The organism is Rhodococcus sp. 15-725-2-2b (assembly GCF_002259075.1).
Taxonomy (GTDB): domain Bacteria; phylum Actinomycetota; class Actinomycetes; order Mycobacteriales; family Mycobacteriaceae; genus Rhodococcoides.
In genome coordinates this window covers 62,889-80,296 of record NZ_NPFL01000006.1, presented here as the reverse complement: position 1 = coordinate 80,296, position 17,408 = coordinate 62,889, and the positions used below count along the sequence as shown (strand labels likewise).

The following is a 17,408-nucleotide window of genomic DNA, read 5'->3' as shown; positions in this document are numbered from 1 at the left end:
CTACTTCTCCAGGTAGTACATGTAGTCGCCCACGTTGGCGGGGGTGACGATCTGCGTCGGGACCGGGATGTCCGCGGGTGCGGTGCGACCGCAACCGAGATCGATCGCGGCGTTCATTGCCTCGTAGCCGAATTCGAAGGTGTTCTGTTGCACGACGCCCTCGAGCCAGCCCGCCTGGAGGGCGGAGACAGCCTGATCCGACAGGTCCCATCCGACGGCCTTGATCCGGTCCTGTGCACTCTGGCTGTTCACTGCCGCGACCAACCCGATGAGTGCGGGTTCGCCGGTGGCGTAGACGTATTCCATGTCCGGGTTGCCGGTGAGCAGGTTCTCTGCGGCGGTCTGCGCGTTCTCCTGAATGTTGCGACCGTCGACGACCGTGCCGACGGTCATGCCAGCGGCGGAGACCGTGTCGGTGAAGCCCTTCTGACGTTCGAGCTGGATCGTGCTGTTGAGTGCGCCGACGATACCGACGGTGCCGGTGTCGTTCGCCAGCTCGGCGAGTGTGTTACCGATCTGAGCGCCGCCCTCGGCGTTCGCTGTTCCCACCTGGGTCGAGATGCCCGGGTCGTCGACGGTGGCGTCGACGGCCACCACCGGGATACCTGCTGCGGCGGCCTTGGACACGGATGGCTTGATGCCGTCGGTGTCGATGGCGTCGACGATGATGGCGTCCACGCCGGAAGCGATGAGGTTGTCGAATGCGTTGGCCTGGGTGACCGAATCGTCGTTGCCGCTGATGATCTGGAGGTCGACACCGGCTTCGTCGGCGACCTTCTGGGCGGCGTTGTTGATCTGGTTGAAGAACAGAGCTTGCAGATTGATGGTCACCAGGCCGACCTTGAGGGTGCCGTTCTTGCCGTCGCAGGTGTCGGCGACGCGGGACGGATCCGGAATGGACGACGCGGAGGCGTCAGTGCCGCCCGTGGTGTCGCTGGGGGCGGCGGAGTCGCATGCGGTGAGACCGAGGGCAAGTGCTGTGCCGAGGACGAGGGGGAGTGCGCGTTTGATCATCGGGTCTCCTGAAGATCGACAGTGGCCAGGGTGGCAGTGAATTCGTTGAGTTCGGTGATGCTGGGGCAGCCGCGTGGTCCGGCCGTGGCGCATGCGAGAGCAGCGGACGCCCCGGCGAGGCGTGCTGCATGAGCCGGGGGTTCGCCTGCGTCGACGAAGGCGATGTAGGTGCCGCAGAAGCAGTCTCCGGCTCCGACGGCGTCGACGACGTCGACCTGTACTGCGGGTTCGGTGATCGTCTCACCCGAGGGTGTCACCAGGGTCCACCCGTGCTCGCCGTCGGTGACGACGAGGTGAGTGTCGTGCTCGGCGGTCATCGTCGACCACCGTTCGGCATCTATGCCGAAGCTGTTCTGCCACAGGCTGCGTCCGACGATGACGTGATCGGCGAGGGCGAACGCATGGAGTGCGGCGTCGAGATCGTCGCAGCCGTCGAGATCGATGGCGAGGCTGACGTTGTCGGGCAGTTCGGCGGGGAGCATCTCTGCTCGGTAGCCGTCGACGAACAGTCGGCCGCCGTCGTAGGAGAGGGCCTCGAGGACTGCTGCCAGCCGTTGTGCGTCGTTGGCGTCGTCCTGGCTGATGATCGATCGATCACCGCCCTCGGCGATGAGAACGACTGCGGTGGAGAGGAAAGCGTCACGCGGGGCCCAGCTGGTGTCTACTCCGTCGTGCTCGAGTCCGGCGAGAAACTCGGTGGACCTGGCGTCGGGGCCCACTGCGCCGGCGAAGGCCACGCGGGCACCCATACGGGCTGCGGAGACCGCGGCGTTGGCGTTCATGCCGCCGTCGATCGTGTCGATCGCCGTTGCCTGCACCCTCTCTCCCAGCACCGGGACATGCGGAACATGCACCGTCACATCGTTGTTGGCGTAGCCGAAGAAGACGATCATCGGCTATTTCCCAGCTGCGCGGGCGACGGCGCGAACCTTCTCGCCTGCGACGCGTCCCCACCAGCGGGCGTTCTCCTTCACCGACGACGCGATGATGGCCCCGTCGCATTCCTTCATCAGCTCGCCCACGTTGGCCGCGGTGATTCCGGAGCCGATGATCACAGGAAGCATCGTGTTGTTCTTGATCACCGAGACCTCGTCCACGGAGGCGGCGTCTCCGGTGCGGGAGCCGGTGGCGATGAGGACGTCGGCGTCGAAGAACTCGGCGTCCTCGGTCTGTTCGGCGATCGTGCGGTCTGCGACGATGGCATGCGCGCCGTGCTTGACGTGCACGTCCGCGAAGATCTTGACCGGGTCGGCACCGATGCGGTGGCGGAAGCGGGTGGTCTTGGCGGCCTGGCCTTCGATGAATCCTTCGTTGGCTATGTACGCGTTGGCCCATTGGTTGACGCGGACGAAGCTCGCGCCCGCTGCCCACGCTGCGGCCACGCCGCATTCGCCGGCATTGGACAGGATGCTCACGCCGACGCGGTCGCCGAAGTCGCCGACGACGGCGGCGGTGACGACGCCCATGCTGGCCGCGGTTTCGTATCCGTGTTCACCCGGCTTGAGAAAGGGTATGTCCCAATGGTTCTCGACGATGACTCCGTCGAAACCATTGTCGATGTATGCGTGCGCCTCGGCCAGGGCGAACTCGGAGATCTCCGAGACGGGCCGGCCCTTGTAGTGCGGGCTGCCGGGGAGGGCGGGCAGGTGGATGGCACCGATGAGTGCTGGTGCCGAGGTGAACATCGCGGCCAGGGCCGACGGCTTGGTCGGAAAGACTCCCAGCGACTGCTCTGGGTGCTGGTCCGACAGGGACGTACTCACGTAGGGAACTCCTCGGGTGATCGTCGGGCGAGATGATGTAATCGATTACCTCGCATGTATGCACCGTAAGGGATCGGTATCCGTTCGTGTCAAGGAATTTCGGAGTCGTTTATGTAAACGATTGCCTCTACTGTGTAAACAGCAACGCAAGCGACCGCGCGGTTCGATAGCCTCGGGTCCACACGTGAGAGTAGGAGTTGGATGCGTAAAGCAACCATTCGCGACGTTGCCGAGCGCGCAGGCGTCTCGACAGCCACGGTGTCTCGAGCGCTCTCGGGTTCACGTCCGGTCTCGGAAGACGTTGCTGCCACCATCCGACGGGCGGCCGAGGATCTGGGCTATTCGGGCAACATCATCGCCAGTTCCCTGCGCCGCAACAGAACGGACACCGTCGGCATGGTGGTGCCGAGTATTGCCAATCCCTTCTTCACCTCGCTGGTGGTCAACGTCGAGCATGTGCTGTCACAGCGCGGCTTGCAGTTGTTTCTGTGCGACTCCCGATCCGACCCGGACGTCGAAGCGCAGAGGCTGCGCAGCTTGGTCTCGCGTCAGGTCGACGGCATCATCATCAGCCCGTGCCATGGCGAGCGGTCCGCAGAGGCCGTGCGCACCACGGCTCGCGCGATCCCTGTCGTTCAACTCGACCGGTTCGCGCTCGACACCCACACCGACTGGGTCGGGGTCGACGACGATGCCGCACAGGCGCTGGTGATGGACCACCTGGCCGGTCTCGGTGTTCGGAGCGCGGCATTCATCAGTTCCGAACTGACCAATTCGTCGACCGAGCTACGTCGAGCCGGCTTCTTTCGCCACGCGGAGCGAGTGGGTATCGAGACGCGAGAGGAGTGGACGCTGTTGGGCGACTACTCGATCGACTGGGGCCGTGAGTCGTCTCGGCCCATACTCGAAGCGGCCTCTCGTCCCGACGCGGTGGTGTGTGCCGACGATCTGATCGCGCTCGGTGTGTTGCAGAGTTGCCAGGCTCTCGGACTGTCGGTTCCGACCGATGTCATGGTGACCGGGTTCGACGACATTCCGTTCTCCGCGTTGAGCAATCCGCCGCTGACGACCGTCCGGCAGCCGCAGGAACGGATTGCTGCCGAGGCCACTCGGCTGTTGGATCAGGCGATGAACAGTGACGAGACGGGCACCGCGCACATCGCTCTGCAGGCGGAGTTGGTGGTCCGTCAGTCGACGGTCGGCCAGGCGCGTGTCACTGCGGTGTAGGCGGTGATGGCCGCATCGAGTTCGTCGAGCGTGACGGTTTCGTCGGCGGCATGCATCAGGGCCGGAGTCCCCGGTCCCCACACGACGATCGGCGCACCGGGAGCCGCCGCGGCGATGATGGACGCGTCGGTGAAGTACGTGACCGGTTCTCTCGCAACGGAATGCGGCAGCTCGTCGATCCAGCTGTTGCCACCGGCCGTCCGCACACCGGGCAGGTCGATCCGTGCCTCGATGTGGTCGACCTCGGGTTGATCCCGCCACCACGACAGCAGTGCCGAGCCGTCACCGACGGTCCGGTGATCGACGACGACGTGTGCGGTGTCCGGGACGATGTTGGGGGCCGAACCCCCGTCGATCAACCCGACGTTGAACGTCTCGGCACCGAGGAACGGATCCGTCGACAGCGGGAGCTCGTCGCGTGCCCGTGCCAGGACGTCGACGAGCTTCATGATTGCACTCTCGCCTCGCTGGGGTGTGCTGCCGTGTGCTGCAATGCCTTTGGTGGTGACATCGACCCACAATGCTCCGCGGTGGCCCAGATGCACCTGGTTTCCGGTCGCCTCGGGCACCACCACGGCACCCACCGAACATTCGGCGACGGCGTGACGGGCGGCGAGCGCTCCGAGTGAGCCGATCTCTTCGTCGCTCGTGAGCAACAGTGCTGCAGGAACACCGTTCTCGAAGGCGGCGAGCACGGCGGCCGTGGCGGCCACCAGGCCTGCCTTCATATCGGACGTACCCCGGCCTCGCATCACTCCGCCCTCGACGTCCGCGCCGAACGGATCGAACTGCCAGTTCGAAAGATCGCCCGCGGGAACGGTGTCGACGTGGCAGGCGAACATCAGTCGCGTGGTCGTGGGAGGGGCGTCGTTGGTGATCAGCAGCCACGGGTGCGCACCGTCTCGATCGCCCTCGACTGCAACGCCGGTCGTCCGCGCCCTCAGAAGGGATACGACGGCGTCCATCGAGGAGCGTTGGGGCGCAGGGTCGCCGGACACGGTGCGTTGCGTGACCAGTTCGGTGAGCATGCCGACGGCAGTGGTGCGGTCAAGTGCCATGGGGAGCACTCGATCGCATCACTGCAGCGGCAGCCGCATCGGGTGCCTGTGTCGGAATCCAGTGCGAGACGCCGGGCAACACGGTCAGTGTGTAGGCCGCATCGACGTACCGTTGGGCACTCTCGACGGTGGAGCGTCCGATGAAGGTGTCACCGTCACTCCAGACCATCGACGTCGGCACGGTGATGCGCAGGCGGCCGATTCCCGGGCTCGAGAACGGTAGGCCCCGATACCAGTCGACGGCGAAGGGCAGCGCGCCGTAGTCGACGATCTCCGTCTGCGTGCGTTCGAGATCGGCTTCGGTCATTCCGCTTTTCTCGTACCATCTTTCGGCCCTGCGGCCGGGTTGCGTCATCCACTTCTCGGGCAGCACCGGCAGTTGGAAGAACGCGAAGTACCAGGAATGCAGTATCTGTTTCGAGCTGAGCAGGCCGGTCATGAATGCGCCGGGGTGGGGTACCGAGAGCGCCGTCAGAGACGAGACCAGGTCGGGACGACGACCGGCGGTGACCCAGGCTATGTTCGCTCCCCAATCGTGTCCCACCAGGTGAACCGGCGTTCCGATGAGGTCGATCAGGGCGACCACATCGCCCACCAGTGCGCCGACGCGATAGTCTCGTCGCCTCCTGGGCCGGGCGCGTGGGGAGTATCCGCGCTGATCCGGTGCGATCGTGCGCATCCCGTGCTCGTTGAGTATCTCCATCACCGCGGACCACGACGATGCACGTTCGGGAAATCCGTGCAGCAACAACACGACCGGGCCGTCGAGCGGTCCCTGGTCGAGGACGTCGAACACGAGACCGGCGTGGGTGTACTCGGTGATTCGTTCGGGTGCAGAGCCACTCGTCAGCATGTGCTGGGTACCGTCTGTCCTGCGAACCGGGCGGCCAGGAATTGCATTGCCGCTTCGTCGCTGACGTCGTGGCCCTGTTCGGGCTGTTCCTGGGCGACGACCGAATCGCCAAGGGCGCAGGCCTTCTCGACACCGTCGGCAGTCCACTGCGGCAGAACGACGTCGTCTTTCGCGCCGTACGCCACGAACAGCGGTACCTCCGTTCGCACCTGCGGGAGTGTGTAGCGATCGACCACGTCGATCAGCTTCTGCTCGGATTCGGTGGAGTCGGCCGCGAACTCGTCGGGTGCCATCGCCTGAACGGCTCGCTCCTTGCCTGCGGTGTCGCCGCCCGAGCAGGTGAGCAGCAGTTCGTTGTTGCTCTCGGCGACACTGCCGCTGTAGTCCGTCGGATCGATCGAGGGGTCGACCTGCTCAGCGCCGTAGAGCAGGTACGGCAACAGTTCCTTCTGCGGCCTGGTCAGGGTGCCGTCGTTGCTGGATCGAATCAGCGGCTTCAGATCTGTCGGGGGCGAGAGCGACACCGATCCCACCAGGTCCAGGCCCTGACCGTAGGAAGCGGCGAGTTCGTTTGCAGCCCAGGCGGCTTGACCACCCTGCGACAGGCCGACGGCAGCCCAGCGCGTGGAGACGTCGGGCAGCGCGGTGTGCGCCGCGCGAGCCGCGTCGATCATGTTGTTTCCGGTGGTTCGCGGCTCCAGATACGGGTGGGTGCCACCGCCGGTGCCCAGGCCCTGGTAATCGGGTAGCACGGTGACGTACCCGAGTGCGGTGAAGTCCTGCACCGCAAATTGGTATCCGAGCAGATCGGGATACAGGGTCGGTCCGCAATCGGCCTGCACACCGGTGGTGCCGTGCCCGTAGACGATGATCGGCCACCCGCCCTCGGGCGGCGTGCCCGCCGGAACGGCTGCCACCCCGGAGACCGCGGTGGGGGAATTGTCGACGCCCGATGTCGATTCGTAGACGAATCGGTAGAGCGTGGCACCGGTCGCGGCGAGGGCGGGGGATCGATCACCGAAGTCCGCGGAATCGAGAACGGTGCCGGGCACTCCTGTGAACTCGTACTGCGGTTCCGGAGCAGACGTCGATTCCGTGGGAGCGGGCTCCGGCGTGGAACTGCATCCGGCGGTCACGGCCACCGCGAGGCAGCAGACGGCAGCAGAGATCGAACGCGAGTAGGAATGCACACCGCGTGTCTACCAGAACCGGGCTGCTGCTGTGTTTGCACTGCACGTCGATCGGGGATCAACTCGACTGTGAAAATCGGCGTCGTTCTCAGTGCGGTCGTGGCCGTTGTCGTGTCTTTTCTCGGGTCGGGCGCATGGATCGGGACGCCCATCGCCGAAGCGGCGGACGGAGCGCTCAGTGCCACGTCGACTCTGGTGGCACCCGCAGGGCCCGCGTTCTCGATCTGGTCGGTGATCTACGCGGGGTTGATCGTCTATGCCGTCTGGCAGCTGCTGCCCGGGCGCACTGCACGCCACTATGCGCTGCGGGCACCGATCATCGCGTCGATGTTGCTCAATCCGGCCTGGATTCTCGCGGTCCAGTTCGGCCAGGTGTGGTTGAGCGTGCTGGTCATCGTGGCGCTGTTGGCGGCGCTCGTGCGCGTGTTCGTACTGATGCAGCAGTTCCGGCCCGAGGGCGTCGCCGACGCAGTGATCACCGACGGCACGATGGGCCTCTACCTCGGTTGGGTGTGTGTCGCGACGATCGCGAACATCTCTGCCTGGTTGGTGAGCCTCGGGTTCACCGGCGGTGCAGGTGCAACCGTCTGGGCGATCGTGGTGCTCGTCGTTGCAGCGGCAGTAGGGCTGCTGCTCGCCCGCTACTCGCGCGGAGCGATCGCTCCGATGCTGTCGATCGGGTGGGGACTGGGATGGCTGGCGCAGGGTCGCCTGTCCGGCGAGCTGACCAACTCCACGGTGGGATACACCGCAATTCTCGCAGCCCTCGTGGTCGTCGTATCGACTGTGGTGACCAGGGTTCGCGGGCGTCGGTCGGTAACCTAGCCGCGTCCGAGGATCGCCTCGACAGCGTCGTCGACGTTCAGGGCCGGGTCCAGGACCGGTGCGGTACGCAGGCACGCGACGATGATGTGCACCAACCATTCGACCATCTGCTCGACGTCGATTCTGGCGTCCTGTTCGAGCCATCGGGCCGTCGCGCCGTCGATTGCCGCGACGATGCTGTGCCCGACGAGTCCGACGCCTGCGTTCTCCGCGTCGAGTCCGAGTTGCGTGGCCGCCGCCTCCAGCACTGCGGTTCGCGCGTTCTCGAACACTTCCCAGGCTTCGGGGTCTGCGCCTCTGCCGCCCAACACCATTCGTAACGCCAGTCCTCGGTGCCGGCTGAGATAGTTCAGGTGGCTGGTCAGCGCAGCCCGAATCTGGATGTCGGGTGTCGAGTCGGGAATGTCCGCGAAGGCCTCCGACATGGCCGCGGCGGTGGCCCGCATCGCCTCGAGGTAGATGCCCCTCTTGTTGCCGAAGTAGTGGAACAGGAGGCCGTGGGCAACGTCGGCCGACTCGACGATGTCCGAGACGGCGACCTTGTCGTAGTCGGCCTCGGCGAACAGGCTCGCCGCTGCGTCGACGATTCGCTGCCGGGTCTCGGCCGCTCGGGCGGTGGCCCGGTTGGCTCGGGCAACCGGTTTGGCGGAACGATCTGGCACCGAAAGTCCTATCTGCCTTGGCCTGCCCGTCCGGCTGTCACCGAGGGCTCGGTACGAGCCTAGGACGTCATCAGATGATCGGGGTGATGTGGTCGTGCAGATCGAAACCGAGCAGCGCCTTGCCGTAGGTCTCGATCGACACTCGTGGCAGCATGACGGCATGGCGGGCCCCGACATTGGAGTCGCGCCAAATGCGCTGCAGAGCATTGACTTCGGCGAAGGCTCCGGCACCGGTGGCGTCGACGAGCATGTTCAGCGCCTCGTTGATGCTCCGTAGTGCAACGGCTGCGTCGCCGCGAACACGCGCACGGGAGAGCAGGTCCGGGTACTCGCCGGCCTCGGCCCACCGCTTGACGTCCTCTGCTGCGCGGTAGGCGTGCAGGTGCGCGGTGTCGACCTTCAGCGCTGCTTCGGCGAGCAGCATCTGGAATGCCACCGAATCGGCCTGACGGTCGAACACGGTGTAGGCGAGGGCCTTCTCTGCGGCCTTCTTTCGTACCAGTTCCACTGCAGCGCGGCCCATTCCGAGCTGTGGACCGACGAGGACCATGACGAGCATGGGTCCGAAGGCCGAACGGGCGAAGGCGGAGTCGGTACGTTCGGCCACGTTGGCACCGCTGAAGGCGGGGATCATCGACAGCATCCGGTGTTCGGGGACGAACACGTCCTCGGCGACGACGGTGTTGCTCCCGGATGCGCGCATGCCTGCCACGTACCAGGTGTCGTCGATGCGGTAGTCCGTGCGCGGGAGCAGCGCCATTCCCTGGTCGAGCATGTCGCCGTCGTCGTCGTTGACGATGATTCCGCCGGTGAACCACTGCGAGTGCAGGCTGGCCGAGGCGTAGGGCCATGTTCCCGTCAGTCGGTAGCCGCCCTCGACCTTCCGGGCGGTGCCGCCCGGGGTGACGACGCCGGAAATGATGGCGTCGGGGCCGTCGGCGTAGATCTCGGCCTGAGCCGCGTCACTGTAAAGGCCTGCAGCCCAGTTGTTCACGTTGGACAAGGTGGTCACCCAGGAGGCACCGGCGTCACCTTCGGCGATGATCGCGGACACGTCGAGCATGGTGCGCAGGTCGGTTTCGAGTCCGCCGAACTTCGCCGGTGCTGCGACTCGAAAAGCGCCAGCGCGGCGGAGGGCGTCGACGGTGTCCTCGGAGAGGCGTCGTGCCTTCTCGTTCTCGGCGGCTCCGGCCTTCAGGTCGGGCACGAGGGCTCGAAGGTTGGCGATCACATCGGTGGCGGTTGCAATGGGCAGCGCTTCGGTCGTCGTCATGGCTCGTCTTCCGGTTCGGCCCCGTGGCTGTGAGGCGTGTGTCACGAAACTAAACGGTACTTGACTTGAGGTCAATATTGACTTCCGATCAATCCTAAGGCGTAGTGGTGAAACACCGTCCTCGAGCGAAGGAACCTCCGATGCTGAACATCACCATGACGCAGGAACTGCCTGCCTCGCAGAACGACGTGTGGGCAACTCTGTCCGACGTCAGCACCTTCGAGAAGTGGCATGCCCTGCACGAGGAGTGGGTGGAGACGCCCCCGAGGGACCTCGAAGTCGGGTCGACGATGGTCGAGAAGATCAAGATCGCGAGCATCATCGACACCATCGAGTTCCAGGTCGAAAGTCTGCGTGCGCCGGAGGAATTGGTCCTGGTGGGTGCCGGGTCGACCGGATCGAAGATTCGGCTGACGATGAACTGCGCCGCTCGCGGAGGCGGCTCCGCCGTCACCCTCGAGCTGGAGGTGACCAGTCCGTTGTTGTTCGGAGTGGTGGGCAAGGCGCTGCAGGGCACGTTCAGGAAGAAGCTCACCGCCACCCTGAACGGACTCGCGGAGTACCTCGCGTGAAACGCCGATCGCCCCGCACGTGCGAGCGGGGCGATCGAGATGTTCGCTGATCAGTCGAGACGATCTGCTGTGTAACACTTTTCGAGCAAGCCCGACATCGCCGAGGTGGCAAGCGGCACCGTCGACGATGCGGTCATGGCTGCGTTCGCTGTCGAAGGAGCCCTGTCACCGACCGGTCACATCGAGAGCTGCGCCCACGATGGAATCGGTGTCGATTCGGTGGTGCTTGTACACCTCGTCGAGTGAGCCCACCTGTCCGAAACTGCTCACGCCCAACGATGTCGACGCAACCCTGTTGACGGTGGCGAGGAACGCGAGGGTGTGTGGATGCCCGTCGAGCACCGTCACCATCGGGGTCGCTCGGTCGGCGGGCAGCAGCTGATCGAGAATCCAGGATTCGCCGACGTGGTGTCCTTGCCGCGCCTGCAGCGCGCGGTAGAGCTCGCCCGGGCTGGTGATGCAGAGAACGTCGGCGATGACACCGATTCGCTCCAAACGCTCTGCGGCGTCCAGGGCTTCGGTCATCAACGCGCCCATGGCGGCGATGGTCACCGTTGCTCCGTCTCGACGCACCAGCGGATAGCCGCCCGCGACGACCTGCCGACGCCTGCGTTCCCGGGCAGCCGGATCGCTGGGGACGTCCGCCTTCGACTGGTCCACCGGACGCGTCGACAGACGCAGGTATGCCGAGGAGCCGTCGGGGCGTCCGAGTCGGCCGATGCTGGCGAGCAGTGTCCATTCGACGTCGATGGCGAATGCGGGCTCGTAGGTGATGCAGCCGGGCTGCTCCAGTCCGATGGACGGGGTCTTGATCGACTGGTGCGCACCACCTTCCGCGGCAAGGGTGACTCCCGACGGCGTGCCGACCAGAATCGATTGACCACCCGCGTAGATGCCGTACGACCACGGCTCGAGTGCGCGCTCGACGAAGGGGTCGTACATGACCCCGATCGGGAACAGCGGCTCTCCCCACCGGCTCCACGTGGCACCGAGCTCGCCCATCAGGCCGACCAGGTTGGTCTCTGCGATACCGAGTTCCATGTGCTGACCGGACGGCCCTTCGCGCCAGTGCATGATCGTCTCGGCGTCGTCGCCGAACCAGTCGTGGCGATCCGACGACGACCAGACGCCGACCTTGTTGACCCACCCACCGAGGTTGGTGGTCGAACTGACGTCGGGACTGACCGTGACGACACGACGAGCCGCGTCGGGGGCTTCTCGGGTGAGGTCGATCAGGGTGCGTCCCAGCGCGGCCTGCGTGGTGGCCGTGCCCTTGGGGGTGCGTCCGATGTCGGTGGGGACGGCAGGTGGCGTCGACGCCGGAATCGGTTCGCGGCGTAGCCGTTCGGCGGTGGCAGCACACAGCCGGCCGGGTCCGCTGTCGGAATCGAAGCGTCCCCAGGGCTGTTCGGGATCGGTGCCGAGGGTACGTGCGAGTTCTGCGTATTCCTCGACGGTCAACAGCGAGGAGTGGTTCTGCGGATGCCCCTGGGTCGGCAGGCCGAATCCCTTGACCGTGTACGCGACGATCACGGTGGGTCGGGTGTCGTCGATGCGAGAGTAGGCCTCGCGCAACGCATCCAGATCGTGTCCACCCAGGTTGCGAATGGACTCGGTCAGTAGTGTGTCGTCGAGATCGGCGATCAGGTCGGCAATGGCGGTGGCGTCGGGACCCGATCCCGGAAGTCTGGTGCGCACCTCCTCGGCGGTGCAGCGCAGCAGACGTTGGTATTCCGGGTTCGGCATGTCCAGAATGCGCGTGCGCAATGCGTCGCCGCCCGGCTTGGCGAACAGGTCTTCGAGCAACCGGCCGAACTTGACGGTGATGACCTGCCAGCCGGCGGCGTCGAACATCTTCTCGAGGCGACGGGCGGCGATGTTGGGGACCACTCGGTCCAGCGACTGACGATTGAGGTCGACGATCCAGACGATCTCGCCGAGTTCGGCTATGCCCGGGTCGATGATCGCCTCCCAGACCGCGCCTTCGTCGAGTTCCGCATCGCCGACCAACGAGTACTGCCGTCCGCTGAATCCGGGCGTCTTCGGTGTGGATTCCTCCGGGCCGAACCGGTCCTCGACGAAGCGTCGGGACATCGCTCCCCAGATCGGTGCCGTGGCACCGATGCCGACCGATCCGGTGGAGTAGTCGACGGTGTCCGGGTCCTTGGCCCGCGAAGGGTAGGACTGCAGACCGCCGTATGCGCGCAGTGTCGTCAGGTACTTCTGGTCCAGCTCACCCAGCAGGTAGTTGATCGCGTGCAGCACCGGCGAGGCATGAGGCTTGACCGACACGCGGTCGCCTGGCTGCAGCTGCTCGAACCACAGCGAGGTCATGATCGAGACCATCGACGCGCAGGAGGCTTGGTGGCCGCCGACCTTGAGTCCGGTCGGGTTGGGCCGAATTCGATTGGCATGGTGAATCATCGACGTCGACAGCCACAGCACCCGCTGGGCGAGCTCGTGCAGATCGTGGTGATCACCGGTGGGTGAGCGGTGATCGGCGGGACTGATGCTGGTCATGACAGGTGCTCCTGAATCGACGTCGAATGTGCCGGGGGCACGAAGAAAGTAGAGCGGACGAGGGAGAACCGAGTGCGGTTCTGCAGTCCGGGCGGGCGTTCGGGTTTCGAATCGCCGAGAGGATGCAACTGAGCTGCGATGGGAGACAGTGCACCAGCAGCCTGCGTTGTTGCGCAAGTGCTGAGCCCCGCAGGGTGCATATTGCTCAATATCAGGTGCAGGAGCGTGGGCAAATATGGTCGTTCTGACCTCTTCCGAGACGCCGGTGGGTCTACTTCGATGCGTCGACGACCGCTTCGAAGGCGTCGACCACCAGCGCCACGATCGCATCGAGTTCGAGCCCTGGAGTGTCGAAGTAGGCGTCTGCTGTGCGGTCGAGAAAGCCGGTCCATCCGGAGATCGCGGCCGCCTGGAGTGGGGACAGTGGATCGGGCAGCTCGGCCAGGGCTGCGACCTGACGTGCGCCTTCGGCCCGTGCCTCTCGGACGGCATGTTCGACGACGGAATCGCCCAATTCACCTTCCCGGACCACTCGGACGTAGAGGGCACGGTGGCGCTCGAGAAATTCGATGTGGCGTCGCACGAAACCTTCCATGCGTGCGCGCACGGATGTCTCGTCGGCGGCGGGCTCCTGAAATTCGGCCAGCTTCGACAGCACGTCGGCGAGGGCGGCCGCGACCAGGCCTTGTTTGTCGGTGAAGTAGTAGAACAGCAGTCCGTGTGCGACGCCCGCTCGACGGGAGATCGCGGCCGCGCTGATGTCGGCGCTGTTGCCCTCGGCCAGCAGCTCGATGGCGGCGTCGATCAAGGCCTGCCGACGGTCCAGTCGGGGGCGGGCACGGCGAGACCGCTCGGCACCGGTGGGCGAGTTGTTCGACACCGATCCGACATTAGCCCACGCGGCGCGATCTCTCCTGACGGTCGATCAATTTCTTGACTGCCAGTCAAAGTGGTCGTAGCGTAGGTCACAACAGGTGACCCGAGGAAAGGCTCGTTCGATGAGTGCGACGCAGGATGCAGGGAGTCGGAAAGCGCCGAGGGTTGCGCCCGATCTCATCGCCCACTGGGTGGTCAAGTCGGCTCGCACCGAGGAGATGGTGCGCTGGTACGGAGCGGTGTTCGGTGCCGAGATCGTCTACCAGGACGAGGGAATCACGTTCTTGACCTGGGACGACGAGTCGCATCGACTGGCGATCATCGCCGTTCCGAAGCCCGTCAGGTTCCTTTTCCCGTTCTCCAAGTTCAAGCGCAAGGCATACGGGATCGATCACATCGCGTTGACGTTCGTTTCGCTCGAGCGGTTGTTGGAGAACTACGTGCGGCTCAAGCGGTTGGGCATCCTCCCCGTCTGGTCGATCAATCACGGACCGACGATCTCGCTCTACTACGAGGATCCCGACGGGGTGCGCCTCGAGTTCCAGGTCGAGAACTTCGACGCCGAGAACACCGCGGCGTTCTTCTTCACCGAGGAGTTCGCCCAGAACCCGATCGGCGTCAACATCGACCCCGATTACCTGCTCAGCCAGCTGCGCAACGGCGTGCCGCACGAGGAGCTTCGCCGACGCGAGGCCGGAACTCGGCCGGGCCATCCGGTGGTCGCGAACAAGAAGACCATCACACCGAAAACATTGTGACCGCGCCGATTTCGATCGAACCAGGGGGATAGAGACTCACATGTCAGTCAACGTAGTCCGGACCATCGACGGTTGGTGGCGCCTCGACGGCGACCGTGCAATTCGTATCGAGACGACGGCCGAGACCACCCGCGAACTTCTTGCCGACCGCGAGGCCATCACCGGCGCGTCGGGTGCGGGGTCGAGTGTCGACGAGCTGGAGCTCGTATCTCCGGTCACCACACCGTGCCGGGTGGTGGCGCAGCTGCTCAACTATCGGTCGCACGCGATCGATGCGGGTTCCGATCCGAACACGTTGCAGCCGACGTTCTTTCGTAAGTCCTCGGCGTCGATCAGTGGTCCGTTCGATCCCATCCGCCAGCCACCCGAGGTGGCGCTGTTGGACTACGAGATCGAACTGGGGATCGTCGTCGGTGCCGAGATTCCCATCGGTACGACGGTCACCGACGAGAACCTCTCGGATTACGTAGCCGGGGTGATCGTAGCGAACGATGTGTCCGCGCGGGAGATCCAGTTGACGAAAGTTCAGGTGTACGAGAGCAAGTCGTATCCCACGTTCACCCCGTTGGGGCCTCGGTTGGTGCTGTTGGACAACGACGAGCTCCGCCGCATCCCCGAGCTGCACATGACGCTGGCGGTCAACGGCGAGACGCGCCAGGACCAGACGATCGGCAACGACCTGATCACTCCGCCGGCCGAGGCGCTCACCAGGCTGGCCCGCTTCCAGAACATGACTGCCGGCGACGTACTCCTCACCGGAACACCGATCGGCACCGCCATTTCCGCGCCGCCCAAGATCGTGCAGAAGATCGGTGAGTTGATTCCGCCGGCGCTGAAGTGGAAGTTCTTCTTCGCCCGGCAGGCGAAGAATCCCGATTACCTCTCGGTCGACGATGTGATCACTGCCGGTATCAGGACCGCCGACGGAGCCATCGATCTGGGGATGCAGGAGACGGTGGTCCGATGACCGTGCCGATCGCCGTGGTCGGAGCCGGACCGGCCGGTTGTACCGCCGCGTTGCTGTTGGCACGCAGAGGGATTCGCAGTGTCGTGCTCGAGCGCCGCAACGCGCCGCTGTTTCATCCCGCCGCGCACGTGATCAACGCCCGCACTCTCGAGATCTGGAACGAATACAGCTCCGAGTTGGCGCGCTCGATCGCTGCGATGTCGCCGCCGCACGAGACCGTCAATCTCATCAGCTGGTTCGGGAATCTCGCGGACGAGGCCATCGGTTCGATCGACCTGCTCTCGGACCCCGAGCGCAAGGCAATCGTCGAGAGTCAGAGTCCGTTCCTGGTCTCGCACATAGGTCAGCATCTGTTGATGCCGGCACTGTGGGATGCGCTCGACGCCGAACCGCTGATCGAGTTTCGCCGCGGATGCGCTGTCGAGTCCGTCGACACCGACTCGTCCGGTGCACGTGTGCGTGGGCGTTGCGCAAGCGGAGTGGCCGAGATCGAGGCCGAGTACGTGCTGGCATGCGATGGTGCGAACAGCGCGACGCGAGACGGTACCGGGGTCGGACTGACCGGACCTGTCCTGGCGAACATGGGCAGTGCCTTCTTCACCTCGAAGACACTCTTCCCCGATGATGCTCGGCCGCTGCTCAGTTGGATCTACACGCCGGACCTGTGCGGAGTGATGATCGCGCATGCCGACCATCGATACATTCTGATGACGGCGTACCTGCACCCCGACCAGGAGATCGCCAAGGACAGTGGAGCGTACTGGTCACGCACGCTGCCGAAGGTGTTGGGAGACCACGACTTCGATCTGGAGTCGACCGGGACCTGGGTGATGACATCGCAGACCGCCGATGCGTTCCGTCGTGGCCGTCTGCTCCTGCTCGGCGATGCGGCGCACAGGTTTCCGCACACCGGTGGTTTCGGGCTGAACTCGGGTGTTCAGGATGCCCACAATCTGGCCTGGAAGCTCGACGCCGTTCTGTCCGGCAGCGCGTCCCCGTCTCTGTTGGACACCTACGAGACCGAGCGTCGTCCGGTGGTGGAGAAGTTCGCCGAGCAGAGTGTGGCGAACCACTTCCGGATGGACGACATCGGGAAGAGGGTGGGCATCACCAACAAGATGTTGGCGAAAGCGACTCAGGTGGTGGGTCGGCCGCCGCTGAACAAGGTTCCGGGGAAGTTGATCGCGCCACTGGCTGCCGCTGCCACCCGGAAGCAGATGGCGCGATCGCACAAAGTCGATCCCGACGCACCCGGGTCCGCCCAGCTTCGTCGCGAGATCGCCGACGCCATCCCGCTTCAGGTCGAGCATTTCGTGTCGATCGGCTTGCAGTTCGGTTACCTCTACGCCAGTCCGTTGATCGCACGGGACCCGTCGGCAAAGCCAGCCGAAGACGTGGTGGATTACCTGCCCACGACCTACCCGGGGGCAAGACTCCCCCACGCGATGGTCTCGGTGGGTGGTGCGCAGGTGGCGGTGCACGAGACACTCGACCCGAACACGCTGTCGCTGTTCACTTTCGATGGCGACAGGTGGGCAAGCGTGGTGTCCGAGCTCGAGAAGGTCGGACCCGGCGTCACCTTGATTTCTGCGGAACTACCGGCAGGTGCCGCTCGGGACGAGCTGATCGGACTGTACGAGGTGGGTGAGACCGGAGCGGTGCTCGTGCGGCCCGACGGTCATGTCGCCTGGCGCTCATCGGCATCGGGTGAGGACGCCAGGCGGGAGCTGAGCGAGTTCGTGAGCCGGCAATGGGGGCACTACTTCGCGGTGTCCGCCGGCGTGTAGCCCTCGCGCGACACGAACCGATGGTGCCCTACGTTCGGCAGGGCACCATCGGTCGTGCTCGAC

At 65.1% G+C, this 17,408-nt stretch carries 16 protein-coding genes; 6 read left to right on the top strand and 10 right to left on the bottom strand.

The window, feature by feature from the left end; translation table 11 throughout:
* Genes CH306_RS06155 through CH306_RS06145 form a run of 3 tightly spaced genes read right to left on the bottom strand, consistent with a single transcriptional unit; the run spans position 1 to position 2,777 of the window.
* Positions 1–1,014 carry a substrate-binding domain-containing protein gene (locus CH306_RS06155; protein ID WP_094646027.1) on the bottom strand — a complete coding sequence of 338 codons (1,014 nt, stop codon included), beginning with the start codon at positions 1,012–1,014 and terminating at the stop codon, positions 1–3.
* On the bottom strand, positions 1,011–1,907 hold the full coding sequence (locus CH306_RS06150) for a carbohydrate kinase family protein (protein ID WP_094630510.1): 897 nt from the start codon (positions 1,905–1,907) through the stop codon (positions 1,011–1,013). The genes CH306_RS06155 and CH306_RS06150 overlap by 4 nt, the downstream gene beginning before the upstream one ends.
* A gap of 3 nt (positions 1,908–1,910) precedes the next feature.
* Positions 1,911–2,777, bottom strand: a complete 867-nt coding sequence (locus CH306_RS06145) for a BtpA/SgcQ family protein (protein WP_230596918.1) — start codon at positions 2,775–2,777, stop codon at positions 1,911–1,913.
* 201 nt (positions 2,778–2,978) lie between these two features.
* Here CH306_RS06145 and CH306_RS06140 point away from each other — a divergent pair, with 201 nt between their 5' ends.
* Positions 2,979–4,004 carry a LacI family DNA-binding transcriptional regulator gene (locus CH306_RS06140; RefSeq protein WP_094646026.1) on the top strand — a complete coding sequence of 342 codons (1,026 nt, stop codon included), beginning with the start codon at positions 2,979–2,981 and terminating at the stop codon, positions 4,002–4,004.
* Here CH306_RS06140 and CH306_RS06135 read toward each other — a convergent pair.
* The 3 genes from CH306_RS06135 to CH306_RS06125 are packed head-to-tail and all read right to left on the bottom strand — an operon-like array spanning position 3,965 to position 7,105.
* A complete protein-coding gene (locus CH306_RS06135; protein ID WP_094646025.1) occupies positions 3,965–5,062 on the bottom strand; it encodes a M20 family metallopeptidase in 1,098 nt (365 codons plus the stop codon). The two genes, CH306_RS06140 and CH306_RS06135, sit on opposite strands and share 40 nt — an antisense overlap.
* Positions 5,052–5,915, bottom strand: coding sequence for an alpha/beta fold hydrolase (locus CH306_RS06130; RefSeq protein ID WP_094646024.1), 864 nt, complete (start codon positions 5,913–5,915; stop codon positions 5,052–5,054). The genes CH306_RS06135 and CH306_RS06130 overlap by 11 nt, the downstream gene beginning before the upstream one ends.
* Positions 5,909–7,105, bottom strand: coding sequence for an alpha/beta hydrolase family protein (locus CH306_RS06125; RefSeq protein ID WP_094646023.1), 1,197 nt, complete (start codon positions 7,103–7,105; stop codon positions 5,909–5,911). The genes CH306_RS06130 and CH306_RS06125 overlap by 7 nt, the downstream gene beginning before the upstream one ends.
* Positions 7,106–7,174: 69 nt before the next feature.
* Here CH306_RS06125 and CH306_RS06120 point away from each other — a divergent pair, with 69 nt between their 5' ends.
* Positions 7,175–7,930, top strand: a complete 756-nt coding sequence (locus CH306_RS06120) for a TspO/MBR family protein (RefSeq protein WP_094646022.1) — start codon at positions 7,175–7,177, stop codon at positions 7,928–7,930.
* Here the strand turns inward: CH306_RS06120 and CH306_RS06115 are convergent.
* Positions 7,927–8,592: a TetR/AcrR family transcriptional regulator gene (locus CH306_RS06115; protein WP_052049861.1), complete on the bottom strand. Its 666-nt coding sequence runs from the start codon at positions 8,590–8,592 to the stop codon at positions 7,927–7,929. The two genes, CH306_RS06120 and CH306_RS06115, sit on opposite strands and share 4 nt — an antisense overlap.
* 70 nt (positions 8,593–8,662) lie before the next feature.
* On the bottom strand, positions 8,663–9,865 hold the full coding sequence (locus CH306_RS06110; protein WP_094646020.1) for an oxidoreductase: 1,203 nt from the start codon (positions 9,863–9,865) through the stop codon (positions 8,663–8,665).
* A gap of 140 nt (positions 9,866–10,005) precedes the next feature.
* Here CH306_RS06110 and CH306_RS06105 point away from each other — a divergent pair, with 140 nt between their 5' ends.
* The gene (locus CH306_RS06105) at positions 10,006–10,437 is read left to right on the top strand and encodes a type II toxin-antitoxin system Rv0910 family toxin (RefSeq protein WP_032396598.1); all 432 of its coding nucleotides are present in this window, start codon (positions 10,006–10,008) and stop codon (positions 10,435–10,437) included.
* Positions 10,438–10,602: 165 nt separating this feature from the next.
* Here CH306_RS06105 and CH306_RS06100 read toward each other — a convergent pair whose 3' ends face one another.
* Positions 10,603–12,957: a transketolase-like TK C-terminal-containing protein gene (locus CH306_RS06100; protein WP_094646019.1), complete on the bottom strand. Its 2,355-nt coding sequence runs from the start codon at positions 12,955–12,957 to the stop codon at positions 10,603–10,605.
* Positions 12,958–13,228: 271 nt separating this feature from the next.
* Positions 13,229–13,837: a TetR/AcrR family transcriptional regulator gene (locus CH306_RS06095; RefSeq protein WP_032396596.1), complete on the bottom strand. Its 609-nt coding sequence runs from the start codon at positions 13,835–13,837 to the stop codon at positions 13,229–13,231.
* Between the two features lie 118 nt (positions 13,838–13,955).
* Here CH306_RS06095 and CH306_RS06090 point away from each other — a divergent pair, with 118 nt between their 5' ends.
* Genes CH306_RS06090 through CH306_RS06080 form a run of 3 tightly spaced genes read left to right on the top strand, consistent with a single transcriptional unit; the run spans position 13,956 to position 17,345 of the window.
* Complete coding sequence (locus CH306_RS06090) at positions 13,956–14,591, top strand: VOC family protein (protein ID WP_032397229.1); 636 nt, start codon at positions 13,956–13,958, stop codon at positions 14,589–14,591.
* A 40-nt stretch (positions 14,592–14,631) separates the two neighbouring features.
* On the top strand, positions 14,632–15,558 hold the full coding sequence (locus CH306_RS06085; protein ID WP_094646018.1) for a fumarylacetoacetate hydrolase family protein: 927 nt from the start codon (positions 14,632–14,634) through the stop codon (positions 15,556–15,558).
* Positions 15,555–17,345, top strand: a complete 1,791-nt coding sequence (locus CH306_RS06080) for an FAD-dependent monooxygenase (RefSeq protein ID WP_094646017.1) — start codon at positions 15,555–15,557, stop codon at positions 17,343–17,345. The genes CH306_RS06085 and CH306_RS06080 overlap by 4 nt, the downstream gene beginning before the upstream one ends.
* Positions 17,346–17,408: the final 63 nt, after the last annotated feature.

Excerpts from the sequence above, each read along its gene's own strand:
- CH306_RS06155 (WP_094646027.1), bottom strand. The coding sequence starts at position 1,014 with ATGATCAAACGCGCACTCCCCCTCGTCCTCGGCACAGCACTTGCCCTC.
- CH306_RS06150 (WP_094630510.1), bottom strand. The coding sequence starts at position 1,907 with ATGATCGTCTTCTTCGGCTACGCCAACAACGATGTGACGGTGCATGTT.
- CH306_RS06140 (WP_094646026.1), top strand. The coding sequence starts at position 2,979 with ATGCGTAAAGCAACCATTCGCGACGTTGCCGAGCGCGCAGGCGTCTCG.
- CH306_RS06135 (WP_094646025.1), bottom strand. The coding sequence starts at position 5,062 with ATGGCACTTGACCGCACCACTGCCGTCGGCATGCTCACCGAACTGGTC.
- CH306_RS06130 (WP_094646024.1), bottom strand. The coding sequence starts at position 5,915 with ATGCTGACGAGTGGCTCTGCACCCGAACGAATCACCGAGTACACCCAC.
- CH306_RS06110 (WP_094646020.1), bottom strand. The coding sequence starts at position 9,865 with ATGACGACGACCGAAGCGCTGCCCATTGCAACCGCCACCGATGTGATC.
- CH306_RS06105 (WP_032396598.1), top strand. The coding sequence starts at position 10,006 with ATGCTGAACATCACCATGACGCAGGAACTGCCTGCCTCGCAGAACGAC.
- CH306_RS06100 (WP_094646019.1), bottom strand. The coding sequence starts at position 12,957 with ATGACCAGCATCAGTCCCGCCGATCACCGCTCACCCACCGGTGATCAC.
- CH306_RS06090 (WP_032397229.1), top strand. The coding sequence starts at position 13,956 with ATGAGTGCGACGCAGGATGCAGGGAGTCGGAAAGCGCCGAGGGTTGCG.
- CH306_RS06085 (WP_094646018.1), top strand. The coding sequence starts at position 14,632 with ATGTCAGTCAACGTAGTCCGGACCATCGACGGTTGGTGGCGCCTCGAC.
- CH306_RS06080 (WP_094646017.1), top strand. The coding sequence starts at position 15,555 with ATGACCGTGCCGATCGCCGTGGTCGGAGCCGGACCGGCCGGTTGTACC.